We start from the raw sequence: 13,095 nt of genomic DNA on the forward strand, positions 1-13,095 counted from the left end.
CCATCCCCGCTCTATTTAAATTTCATTTGCTCAAATGGCAATTCATATTGAGTCTGTTTGAATGAGATTCCGTCCAGATTTTTGGGAGCCACGACAGTAACCCGCCCATTGGTAATCGGAATAAACACCGCTTCATCATGGACCATTTTCATAATGTCGGCGTACAGGGATTGGCGGGTTGCCTCATCTGTAGAGACCATGACTTCATCAATTTTCTTATATAGTTCATCCGCCTGAGCTATGCCGCTTGTTGTATGTTTATAGGCGGAATCCGAGGTAAACGCTGAAATGGTGCTTTGTGGATCGTACGCCAGTCCCCAGGTTTGATTAAACAGCAGATCATATTCCCCGGTTGCCCTTCTGTTCGCGATGGAAGTGGATTCCTCACCAACAATCTCCAGCTGAATTCCTAATCCTTTTAAGGCATGCTGGATCAATTCCGCCTGTGTTTTTTGCGAAGATGAATTGCTGTCATAATACAATGTCAGAGCTAATGGCTGACCGTTCTTCGATCTCACTGTCTTACCGTTTGTTAATGTCCAACCTGCTTTCTCCAAAAGCTCTTTCGCGGTCTCGGGATTATACTCCCGCTTCTTCAATTCAACATGGGCATAATTAACGTTCGACGAGAATAAGGTGTCCGCTACGGTCTGCGTTCCGTTAAAAATGTCATTGCTGATCGTTTCCCGATCAATGGCAACCCATATCGCTTCACGAACAGCCGTTTCGTGGACAGGATTATCCATCTTGCTGCTGTTGGCTACGATCATATTCGTATTCATCGCTTCGCTTCGGACCACTTGAAAATCACCCGAGTCAGCCAATTGATTCATGGCTTCAACATCAATGCTGTCGGCTCCCCGATCATCGGTGAATATAAAGTTGATTTCACCCTTCTGTAATGCCAGTAATGTCGTTTCCCCTGCCGGTAGAACCTTGGACGTGATTTTTTGGATCTCAGGTGCGCCGCCCCAGTATTCTTCATTGGCTTCAAATGTCGCATTCTCATCGATTTTATGTCCTGTCAGCTTGTAGGGCCCTGTGCCGTGATAGCCGCTCACCCCGTCCTTTGTGCCACCATTCGTAAAATCTTTGGGTGATATAAATACATACGGTCTGGTCATGGACAGTTCCACCAGAGCTGGATAATAGGGATCGGAAAGCACCAGTTCAAATGTATATTCATCTATGACTTTTGTACTTACAATTTTGGTGGACAGCTTAATCCATGCATGTTTTTCGGCATTCGCCTGAACCGCATCGATATTTTGTTTGACCGCCTCAGCGTTAAACGGTTCACCATCATGGAATTTCACACCCTGTCGCAAATGGAACGTATACGTTTTCCCGTCCTCGGAAATATCCCACGATTCTGCCAGTAATGGCTTGATTCCATCGACCGTGTTTTCGACCAAGGATTCGTAAACCATCCCTTGTGCGGGCATGGAGCCGGTGTATAAATGAGGATTCATATCATTAATATCCTTGGCGGATGCATAAATGAGTTCCGGCTTGACCTCGCTATTCGCAGACTCCGTTGTTGTCCCCTTATCCTGCCCGCATCCTGCGAGCACGGTAATAACAGACAATAACAGCAACATTAAACCAAAAGCACTACCCTTTTTCACAACATTTCCTCCTGATAATAAAAGATATATAAATTGAGATGTAATTAAACCGTGCTGTTCGCCAGCCCAGTGCAGATCATCCGAATGTCCTCATCGAAGGATTGAACGACAAATGCATTGGATAGATGCTGATCCGGGTGAGCGCGAGCGATCTCTTGAATTTTCGCCTCATAGGTGGCAATAAACGAATCGATGGTTGGGCAGCTTACCTGCAAATATCTCGCAATGCCCTGAATGATTTTGATTCGGTAATAATCCTCCTTAGGCATTCTGGGAATGTCCAACGCTCCATCCTGATTGACAAACATTTTTCTGAAGGGAACGGCCGAAAAGTCAAAATACTTGCCCTCGGGGTTGGGCTCCGAAAAGGGATCAATCAACAACGAGGTGTACCGTATGTATAATAAGTACTCTTGATGAATGTCCTGCAACTGATTGAAGTTCTCTATATCGTGGCGTGATAAACTCTCCATTCGTACCGGATAATTATCATCCGTCATGAATTGAAGCAGATTGACACCCTGAATACGGAGTCTATCCGTGATCGTCATCATTTCGTTCCACTGTGTCCGCATGTCCCGAATCAAATATTGGGTTACAGGACCTTCGGGGTAAATTTTATATACATATTTCCGAGTGTCTGATACACCGAAGATCGCATCCAATGAGAAGTCATTCATGAACAATGGCGGGTGTACATATAAAGAAATATTTCTCGTTTCCGCCTCGAGTGCAGATGGCAAAACTTCCAGCACAATACCCAATCGCTCGTACATCCTGCACAGTCTGCCCACATGCTCAGAGGGCGTTGAAGTAGAACCGATATAGACCTTTTTCTTCACTCCAGTTGTGATGACATGATTGGACGGTTGGTCGTTCATCCATCGGGTATCCCCCAAATAGGTAGAGAAACTGATCACTTCCGTATCCGCATGCAGCTGCCTCACATAATGACTTACCAGCAGGTTGGAGCCAAAGGTTGGAGAGACCAAAATCATGCATTTCACTTGTTTGATGAAGTTATCCTTCATTTGCTTCAATACATCGATATAAGCATCGGTTGTCACGGCGAAAATAAGCGTATCCCATTCGCCTTCAATGGCCTCATATCCCTGAAACACCTGATCGACGAAGCATTCACCTGCCAACGGTCGATGCTTTTCATTTTGAATGCTTGCTCCAATAAATCCGTCACTTTGCCGAACTGCTTCATAAAAAGATTGTGAGCGCACCGATTCTCTTCCCGCTATGCCTATGGTACAACTGAATTCCTGTTTGAGCGTTACTGCCAGCTGAATGGATGCAGGGCCTGTTCCGAGCAACAGAACTCGTTGAAATCCCCTCATATGGACCTCTCTTTCCCAAGCTCAAGCGAGCTATGCTTTTTGGTATAACGCAATATCGAACACATCATCCGGACGCAGAATATTGTCGACCATTCTCCACTTGCTGCTGTCGGTCTCTCTCATCGGATAGTTGAACAACGACTTTAACTGGTTACCGTACCTCATCGCCACCACCACATGTTCATTCGTCAATGCGTGCAATTGATCGAGCAGATCATATTTATTGGCAACCGTGGAACTGAAAATGATATGTGTTGCTTTTCTTGTAAAAGCAAGGTCCTGCACCAATGTTTGCTCCAAATGGATGTTCAAGCCCGCACCCAGCTTCTCCACAACCTGCTGCCCGAGTGTAATAGCTTCTGCATCAATATCGATGCCAATCACCTCTGCCCCTGTTCGCTTGGCGATAAACAAAGGCGTCATCGGAAATGACCCGGAGCCTACCAGCAGCACTTTGGAATCCGAGGTGACATGAAAGCTGCCAAACTCTTTTTCAATACATTCTTCTATATTTCTGAAATAATCCGCGATTTCAACCTCTCCGTCTTGCAGCTTCAATGCCCGATATTTCTCCATGACCGCCACACACCGTGCAGATTTATCACGCAGATCAAGGACAAGTTGATGCATGCTGGCTGATTCCTGCTGATCGAGCTGTTCCCAGATTCGTTCATTTTGCTTGTCCGTTACAAACGTGGAATAGTCATCAATTAAAGCCTCCAGCTCTGAGCTGTGCTGAACCGTATGATCATATCTGCCTGCCAGCTCATCGAATTTCTCAGAAAATTCACTCAAGCATGCTTGAAAATCAATCAATGTCTCCATTCCTCTTCCTCCTCTAACTCGTCATGATCATGCATCTATAAATGCCTTGCCCTGGGCCACGATTCCGACCGATCCTTCGATTGTAATTCGTTCAAGGTCTGCTCCATTCCACTCAGCCATCACTTTAATCGCACCACCAGGCTGCTTGATATGCTGAACGATCTCCCTCTGCCTGCTCCAGGCCAGATAGGCTCCCACCGAGGCTGTACCCGAACCGCACCCCCTTTCCCAGATCAGACTATCCAGCTGCGGGACAAATATGAGCGGTGCCAGCTCCTCCGATTGGGAGTTGTATAATAAGATGCCAATCAGCTTATCCCCCAAGGTTAAGCCTAATAATCGCGCCAGCGCTTGAGCCCTCTTTCTCATCGTTTCATCAAACGCTTCCACTTCAATGACGATATGAATGAACTCCCGATACCGCACGATCACCATATCCATATCGATTCCCTCATACTTCACGGTTCGTTGTTCAATCTGCTCAGGAAGGGGCATCGTGACCTGGCAAAAATATTGATTGTGCTGCTGCTTCACCTGACACTTGATTAATTGATCTGTCCCGGAAACTTCCAAGATGATTTCTGTGAAATCAGTGGATTTCAACTCGTTCTCGGATGCGATATACGCAGCCAGGGCCATGCAGGCATTCCCGCAGAACTCTCCACCGGCCATTTCCAAATGGGCAGCCGCCTCCGGTTTAACCGATCCTCCAATGAACCCCACTTGTTCGGCGTATACATTGTCATAGGACATAATTTGAGCGGCGATTTGTGGATATGTCTCAGATGGATGATTCGTCTTCACCAGAACCGTCATATTTTGCGTGGGATTAAACTTGATAAAATCAATCTCCTGTTTCATCGCAGCCGCTACTCCTATTCTTGTGATGGAATTAAGCCTGAGCTCACTTAGCTTATATAAATTGAACTAAAGAAGATTTACACTTGCCACTCCGATGACAGAACAACCTTCCGATCGCTGTTATCCCCAGATTTTTTTGATTCCCTTTTTCAAAGGGGAAAATCCGGGGATAAAGGCGAGGTGTATGCTTGCGATGCAGCTTTCTTTCAGAAAGCTTTTAGCTCCGCTTCTTCAGGTTTTTTCTGTCCTCTACGTTCATGTAAATGTGTAGATAATTTATAAAAAAAATTTTAATAGTAATAATTACGATTAACAGTCGAGAAAAATATAGCACATCCCACTTGGGAGCGTCAACAAATATTTCCATACCAAAAAGTGAGCATTATGACTGTAATTTCATGCGTAAACGGGAATGGATCTGACGTATTTGCGTCAACTCAATTTAGCCCAACGTTTGCAATTAGAGATACATCAGTGACGATTAAAAGGCATAACGGATGCCCGCAATGCTTTTGCATATTCATTCTTTGCATCCGAGAGACAATTCCGTTCAAGCTCCTCCACGATCGTTCCCCGATACAGAAAAAGTACCGATCACACCGATTCACCACGGCCCGAAGATCATGTGCGACAAAGAGATAGGTCATGTTCATTTCATGCTGAAATTAAAAATACGGAAACAACAAAAAACGGTCACCTGGTTAAGGTCACCATTTTTTGCGTCCATTCGCTATTGTATTAGCATATTATCTCATTAATTAACCATTAAATTAATCACTTATTCACGTAACGGTTATCGGTTACTCGCCATTTGACTGCAACTTCTGCAATGACTGTTCAGCCAGCGCTGCCAGAAGGTGTGCGCCAAGCGGCAGTGCCCGTTCATCCACATCGAATGCAGGATGATGCCATTCGTGTGGGCCTGACGTTCCGAGGAAGAGGAACAGACCCGGAACCTCCTTTTGGTAAAAGGAAAAATCTTCGCCCGCCGGGGAAGGTATCGGCCGGATACTGTTCAACCCCACCTCGCTCGCGACCTGCTCCGCCGCAGCAGCCAGTGACGCATCATTGACCACGGCAGGTGGTCCCTGAATCCAGCGCACGGTAGCCCGTGTCCCGTAGGCTGCTGCGACACCGGCAACCACCTGGTTGAAACGCTCGCGAATCCGGGCACGCACCTTCTCGTCAAAGGTACGTACGGTGCCGTCCAATATGGCTTCTTCCGGAATGACGTTCCAGGCGGTGCCGCTGTTAATTTTGGTCACACTGATCACGGCGCTCTCCTGTGCTCCGACATTACGACTCACGATGGCCTGTAATGCAGTCACAATATGAGATGCCACCACAATCGGGTCAATGCCCGCTTCCGGCACTGCCGCATGGGTTCCGACACCCTCCACTTTAACCACAAAACCATCTGCCGCTGCGAGCAGCGCTCCTTCACGGATACCTACCGTACCAACCTGCAGATCCGGTTTGTTATGCAAACCAAAAATAGATTGAACTTCGGATAACGCTCCGCTCTGGATAACCTGTCGTGCCCCCGTCGCTTTCTCCTCCGAAGGCTGGAAAATCAAACGGACCTTGCCCGGCAGCCGGGACTCAATCTGTTTCAACAATCGTGCTGCACCGATCAGAATGGCGGTATGTGCATCATGACCACAGGCGTGCATTCGCCCAGCGACTTGCGAGGCATACTCCAGCTTCGTTTCTTCCTGGATCGGCAGGGCATCAATATCTGCGCGCAAGGCCACTACCGGGCCATCGCCCTGCCCAATTTCAGCGATAAGGCCCGTTCGCAGTGAATATTCATCTGCAATCCGAACCCCTTCCTCCACCAGCCAGCCCCGAATGGCTTCTGTCGTTTCCCATTCCTCTCCGGATAGCTCGGGGTTACGATGCAAATGTCGCCGAATCGCGGTTAAGTGCTCTGCGAATCCTTCATCCTGCCCAACGTAAAGTTCATGCTTGCGGCTCTGTTCTTCTTGCTTTGCCTGTTGCTCAGGCTGTTTCAGATCACTGCTCACGACATTGCCTCCTTTTATCATCGTCTGTGCCATGTAAGATGGATTAATATAATACACGGGGGTCACTTCACTTCAAAAGGTATGCTCTATACCATGTATATGCCTAACCGATCACTGCTTGCGCAGGTGTCGACTCATTCGCAAATTCGCCCAGTCCCTGCTCATCCAGCGCTTCACGCAATAATTCAAATGAACGAATTCGTTTGGCAAAATCACGTGTGGCCGTGGTAACAATCAGTTCATCCACGGCAAAATCCTGCTGAAATTTCGCTAGTGCCGAACCAACCGTTTCCTTCGTACCTCTCGTCACACTTGGCTCCAGAATCTCGATCCGATACTTCTCGTTCGATTGCCGTCCGAATTCTTCTGCCTGCTCAACGGAACCAACCGTCAATACCTTGCCATTCTCCAGATGGATCTTGACCAGCATATGTTCACTTGCCAGTCCTTCGGCTTCTTCCGCACTCTCCGCCACAATTAATGATATAGCGAGGATGGCATATGGCTCCCGTCCATGTGAGCGGTCGAATTGTTCCCGGTAAGTACGCAGAGCCTCCAGAGCAACCTCCGTGTTGCTATTAATAAACAATGAAAATACATAAGGCAGTCCCAGTTCTGCTGCCATGCCTGCACTATCAATACTTGCCCCAAGTACGTATAGCTCGGCCGGGTTTTTGGATACGGGCGCAGCGCTCAAGCCGGCCAAAGGATGTGTTTCATCTTCATGCGGTTCATTATAGATGAACTGCTTCACCTGATTGATTTTCTCCTTCAGTGAAGCGGCCTCCTGAATCCCTTGCTGTAGTGCCTGTGTTGAGCGGGGTAATCCTCCAGGTGCACGTCCAATACCCAGATCAATTCTCCCCGGACCAAGTGCCGAAAGCACATTGAAGTTCTCGGCTACTTTGTAGGGACTATAATGTTGCAGCATCACCCCGCCAGAACCGAGACGAATCCGCTCCGTATGCGCCAGCAAGTGGGAAATGAGCACTTCCGGTGAGGAGCCGGCAACATGACCTGAATCATGATGTTCCGATACCCAGAAACGATGAAATCCAAGCTGTTCAGCCCGCTGTACCAATTCAATCGTATGCCGAAAAGCATCAATCGGCGTCTCCCCTTCATAGATCGGGGTTTGATCCAATATGCCAACACGAATACCCATCACATTCTCCTCCTTCGATCATGCCGAACCTGACTTTTTAAATCTGTGCTTACTTCATTAATAAGTCTCTATAGCTGCCGCAGCAGTTCCCCGAAAGGCTCTGCAAAAGGCGAATGTTCTTCTTTTAACGTAACGACGCTGATCTGCAACGATACACCTGCAACCTCATGTACCTGAATGGGGAACAGCTCCTGATCCTGCACTTCCTTTTGCACTGTCAGACCTGGGAGAAACGCAATACCTGCTCCTTGCTTCACCAGCTTCTTCGCCGTTTCCGAATTATCCACGTGATATGTAATATCCGGCGGGTGTTCCAGCGAGTCAAAGGCCCGGTGAATGCGCAGCCAGTCCAGTGAACCACATTCAAAAAAGACCAGCTGCTCATTCCTGATTGCCTCCATGCTCACATGCCCGCGTTCAATAAATGGATGGCCTTTGTACACGTATAGCTGGATTGGATCTTCGTAAAAAGCAACCGTACGGATCGCCGGGTGCATGACTTTCCGCACAAAAGCAAGATCGATTTCCTGACCCAGCAGCTTGGCAACGAGTTGATCCGTCGTCGCTGTAGTCAGTTTGATGTTCACCTCAGGGTAAGCTTCCTTGATTTTGGGCAGAAAGTCTGGAATGACATAGTTGGATACGGATACCGTACTGCCGAGTCGAAGTGCATCGGGCGTTGTACGACGCTGCTGTATCTTCTGTCTGCCCTTCTGAATCACTTGCAGCACCTGCTGGGCGTAGGGAAGGAACTTTCTCCCCTCTTCCGTGAGCACAATCTGTTTGCCAAGACGGTCAAACAATTTGCAGCCGAGTTCACGTTCAAGGGACTGAATACGAGCGGTGACAGAAGGTTGGGACAAAAAAAGTACCTCGGCAGCCTTATTGAAGCTTCCGTAATGATTGATATATACAAACGCTTCAATGTTCTCAATATTCATAAGCGCCCCCCGAATCCACGTCCGCAGACGTTATTTATATCTATTTATCCAATGTATTTACTTGGTTTTATCATATCGTAATACCATTCTTTTCCAGAGTCAATATCAATTCTTCCAGAGAACGATCCAATCGTGTAGTGATATCTGCCGAAAGCGCATATTTTCCATCATCGAGTCGATCAATTCCCTGATCAACTGCGTATACTCCGCCGAGAATATGCCTTCCGCCAAGTGCTGCCAGAACAGGCTTCAATGCATAATCGATGGCGAGCAGATGGGCAATCGAGCCGCCGATGACTAATGGAAGAGCCAGCTTGCCCCGCAGTCCTTCCTGTGGAATCAGATCCAGGAACAGCTTCAGCACACCGGAGTACGATGCTTTGTATACAGGTGTTGCCACAATGACTGCATCCGCGGCTTCGACAACAGCGAGCGCATCCCGAATGAAAGAGCTATCAAACTTCGCCTGTACCAGATCTTCCGCGGGCAGGTCGGCTACATGAATTACCTCAACGGTAATGCCAGCCTCTCTTAATTTATTGCTGCTGTAATCCGTAAGGCCTGTCAGACGCGAACGTTTGGAAGGCGATCCGGCAATAATAACGACATGTGACATCATGATTCCTCCTTGGAATAGCGGTCAATCCGCTCCATTTACTTTGGGGTCCAGCCGATCGCGAATATCGTCTCCAATCAGATTAACCGCCAGTACAAACATGGTAATTGCGAGTCCCGGGAAGGTACAGATCCACCAGGCAACCGTCAGATAACCTCTCCCTTGCGAGAGCAACGCTCCCCAGTCCGGAATTTCCTTCAACACGCCAAGTCCTAGAAAGCTGAGTCCCGAGCCTGTCAGAATGGAGGTACCCACGCCCAACGTCGCCATAACCAGCAACGGTGACAACGAATGAGGCAGTACATGCTTCCAGAAAATACGGGCATTGGAGCCCCCAAGTGAACGTGTAGCTGTAATAAAAGGCAAACCTTTAACGGACATGACCTGCCCACGCATCACCCGTGCATATCCCGGAATGGAGGATACCGCAACAGCCAGTGCAATGTTAAGTAGTCCAGGCCCCAACGCTGCCGCAACGGATAATGCCAGTAACACGCCTGGAACAGCCATCAGAATATCGACGGCCCGCATAGTGATGGTATCCAATACACCTCCGGCATAGCCGGCAATAATGCCAAGAGCACTGCCCACAAGACCACCCACCAGCACCGAGGCAAATCCAATCAGCAGTGAGTCCCTGCTGCCATGCACAACCACACTGAAAATATCCCTGCCAAAATAATCGGTCCCAAACAGGTGCGCAGCAGAGGGAGCCTGCAGGATGGCATCCGTCATCATCTGAGTTGGATCATAAGGAGCAATCCAGCCCGGCACGATTGCACAAGTGACGGTAAACACCACGACCAGCAAAGCTGCATAAAAGAATAAACGGGACACCGCGAATGAGACGCGGTGACGCAGGGGACGGCGACTCCAGAGGCGTAAACGCCCTGTTCTGGCCGTCCAACCTTTTTCATCACCCACCAATGGTTTCATGCTCATAAGACTCCTCCTTCCTCACTACGCGTTCAGATGTTTCAGACTGTTCCATCCGTCCTCACGTTCGGACTGCACGCCTAACTCTGGGATCAATGTACGCATAAGAGATATCCACCAGTAAATTCAACACGACATAAATAATTGCTGTAAAAAAGACTACGCCCTGCACAACAGGCAGGTCTTTGGCCATCAATGCATCCGCGATAATTCTGCCGATGCCCTGTCTGGAGAAGACCGTCTCCACCACGACGGTTCCTGCAAGCAAATCACCAATCAACATGCCGATGACCGTCACCGCAGGAATCAGTGCATTACGCAGCGCATGACCGTACATGATGGTCCGCTGTGAAAGACCTTTTGCTCGTAATGCCACGATAAAAGGTTCGTTCACCACTTCCAGCATGCTGTTACGCACCATCCGTACGATGAAACCCGCACCTACGAGGCCCAGTGTTGCAGCAGGAAGCACCAATGAACTGAATCCGTCGGAGCCCATCGCCGGGAACCAGCCAAGCTGAACCGAGAACAACAGGATCAACAGAATGCCGGTCCAGAAGGTAGGCATGGAGATGCCAAACAATCCAACGAGCCGGGCGATAAAATCAATCACGCCATTACGATGAATGGCCGACAGTACGCCGAGCGTAATGCCAATGGTTATCGCTATGATTGAGCTGAGCGCGGTCAGCGCCAGTGTGGCAGGGAAATGTTCCAGTATTTTGGGCAGCACCGGGTCGGAATTGATCATTGATTTGCCGAAATCCCCACGCAGCATGTCTCCGAAATAGTTGGCAAACTGGATATAAAACGGCTGATCCAGACCCAGCTGGACCCGCAGGTTCTGAATCATCTCGGGTGTTGCCGATGACGGGTCCAGCATAAGCAGGACCGGATCACCCGGCAGCAGATACATGATGCAGTACACCAGCACCGAAGCTCCGAAAATAACCAGAAGCGATGTAGCAAGTCTTGTCAGTATCGTTTGAACCATACCGGGTCGTCTCCTTCCTGTCTGCATAATTGACATTTCGTGTTATGGCTGAATCCGAACATCATTGAACAACGGATACCCAAGTGAATCAAACTTGATACCCTGCACCGACTTGGATGCAGCCACCGTATAAGGGAACACATAGATCGGTAGAATTACAGCCTGCTCGATCAGATATTGTTGAATCTGATTATAGATATCCACGCGTTTATCCGAATCAGTCTCCACCGCTCCCTGTTCCAGCAGTTTATCGATCTTCGGATCGGATAGGCCTGATAAGGTCGGACGTTCACCTTCTGCACTTGTATGATAGAAAGCATAGAGTGCATTCGGATCAGAGTTAACCTGGCTGTTGCCATAGAGATCATAATCCCAGTTCTGATAGATGACCGTAGCAACGTCCTTCGTAATTTCAACCTCAACAGCTATACCCACCTGCTTGAGCTGCTGCTGAATAATCGCTGCAATGTCGTTGCGTTTCTCCCGGTTCGGCGAACCGTCCACATAATGCAGAGTCAGCTTCTTACCATCTTTTTCACGAATGCCATCTGCTCCCTTGATCCAACCTTGCTCATCAAGCAGCTGATTGGCCTTGTTGATATCCGGATTGATGCTTCCTTCCAGGGAGGCATCATAACCGAGGATTCCCGGAGACAGTGCAGACCACGCGCGTTCGTAGTTGCCCAGATACAGTGTCTTCACGATGGATTCCACATCAACTGCAGATTGCACCGCCTGTCTGACTTTCACATCATCCCAAGGCGCTTTGCGCAGATTGAAGAAGAGGGTATATGGCAAACCAACGGTATTGGCCTGCAGCAATTGCTGGTTCGGATCGTTCTTCAGGGCTGCAATATTTTGCGGCGGAACGGTCTCGGCGGCAAGCACCTGCTTACTCTGTACACTGCCGATGCGCGTTGCTTCTTCCGGTACAATTTTGAACGTAATCGTATCAATATGAGGAGCACCTTCATTTTCAACGGTTGCAGGAGCCCAGTTGTAATCCCTGTTTTTGGCGACAACGATATCCGCATTTTCATCCCATTTCACGAAAGTATACGGACCGGTCCCCACCGGATTTTTACCCAGTTGATCGCCATACTTTTTGGCGGCCGTAGGAGATACAATCCCCAGCAGGGCCTGACTCAAGTTACCGAGAAAAGCTTGCGAAGGCTGTTCCAGATTCACCTTGATGGTGTATTCATCAATAACCTCCGAGGAGCTATAAGGTCTAATCAGGGCAAGGGAATTGGCGGCTTTGGTGGTCGGATCGATTACCCGATCCAGATTGAACTTCACAGCTTCCGCGTTAAATGGTGTGCCATCATGGAACTTCACATCTTCACGCAGTTTGAACGTATAACTTTTGCCATCCTCCGATACACTCCACTCCTTGGCGAGCCAAGGTTTGATGGAGCCATCCGGCAGCTGTACCACCAGATTGTCATAGATCGTTCGGATCGCACGTACGGTTACGGCAAGGCCACTTCGATGCGGGTCCAGCGTATCCGGCGATGTGGCGAGTGCGTAGGTCAGGTTCCCACCTTCTGCTTGCCCAGCCGCCTGCTCCCCACCGGAAGCCTGAACTGCACTGTTCGAGTTACCTGCCGCTCCGCAACCGGATAATACCAGCACCAATACTGCCGCCAATGCCATATATTTCATCCATGAGATAGACCTGTTCATATAGCTTCCCCCTCTGTGTATACAGGTGTCATTGATTCATTGAATTAATGATTTGATGATTTGATGATTT

11 protein-coding genes are annotated in these 13,095 nt (G+C 48.7%); all 11 read right to left on the bottom strand.

Features of this window, described 5'->3' with window-relative positions; translation table 11 throughout:
• Positions 1-11: 11 nt before the first annotated feature.
• Positions 12-1,601 (bottom strand): nickel ABC transporter substrate-binding protein, encoded by a 1,590-nt coding sequence (gene nikA, locus MKY42_RS26745; protein WP_339853112.1) that lies wholly within the window; start codon positions 1,599-1,601, stop codon positions 12-14.
• 71 nt (positions 1,602-1,672) lie between these two features.
• Complete coding sequence (locus tag MKY42_RS26750; protein WP_339846024.1) at positions 1,673-2,974, bottom strand: opine metallophore biosynthesis dehydrogenase; 1,302 nt, start codon at positions 2,972-2,974, stop codon at positions 1,673-1,675.
• Between the two features lie 30 nt (positions 2,975-3,004).
• Positions 3,005-3,799 (bottom strand): nicotianamine synthase family protein, encoded by a 795-nt coding sequence (locus MKY42_RS26755; RefSeq protein WP_339846027.1) that lies wholly within the window; start codon positions 3,797-3,799, stop codon positions 3,005-3,007.
• 27 nt (positions 3,800-3,826) lie between these two features.
• Positions 3,827-4,660, bottom strand: a complete 834-nt coding sequence (locus tag MKY42_RS26760) for a diaminopimelate epimerase (RefSeq protein WP_339846030.1) — start codon at positions 4,658-4,660, stop codon at positions 3,827-3,829.
• Positions 4,661-5,460: 800 nt separating this feature from the next.
• Entirely contained in the window at positions 5,461-6,576 is a 1,116-nt protein-coding gene (locus MKY42_RS26765; RefSeq protein ID WP_339853114.1) for an amidohydrolase, read from the bottom strand.
• Positions 6,577-6,790: 214 nt separating this feature from the next.
• Positions 6,791-7,852, bottom strand: coding sequence for an LLM class flavin-dependent oxidoreductase (locus MKY42_RS26770; protein ID WP_339846032.1), 1,062 nt, complete (start codon positions 7,850-7,852; stop codon positions 6,791-6,793).
• Positions 7,853-7,920: 68 nt separating this feature from the next.
• Complete coding sequence (locus MKY42_RS26775; RefSeq protein WP_063566647.1) at positions 7,921-8,793, bottom strand: LysR family transcriptional regulator; 873 nt, start codon at positions 8,791-8,793, stop codon at positions 7,921-7,923.
• A 70-nt stretch (positions 8,794-8,863) separates the two neighbouring features.
• Positions 8,864-9,409, bottom strand: a complete 546-nt coding sequence (gene ssuE / locus MKY42_RS26780; RefSeq protein WP_090904471.1) for an NADPH-dependent FMN reductase — start codon at positions 9,407-9,409, stop codon at positions 8,864-8,866.
• A 24-nt stretch (positions 9,410-9,433) separates the two neighbouring features.
• Complete coding sequence (locus MKY42_RS26785; RefSeq protein ID WP_090904472.1) at positions 9,434-10,351, bottom strand: ABC transporter permease; 918 nt, start codon at positions 10,349-10,351, stop codon at positions 9,434-9,436.
• 55 nt (positions 10,352-10,406) lie between these two features.
• A complete protein-coding gene (locus MKY42_RS26790; RefSeq protein WP_090904473.1) occupies positions 10,407-11,339 on the bottom strand; it encodes an ABC transporter permease in 933 nt (310 codons plus the stop codon).
• 42 nt (positions 11,340-11,381) lie between these two features.
• Positions 11,382-13,025, bottom strand: a complete 1,644-nt coding sequence (locus MKY42_RS26795) for an ABC transporter substrate-binding protein (RefSeq protein ID WP_090904474.1) — start codon at positions 13,023-13,025, stop codon at positions 11,382-11,384.
• Positions 13,026-13,095: the final 70 nt, after the last annotated feature.

Origin of the sequence: Paenibacillus sp. FSL W7-1088 (assembly GCF_037969855.1) — a bacterium.
GTDB lineage: Bacteria > Bacillota > Bacilli > Paenibacillales > Paenibacillaceae > Paenibacillus.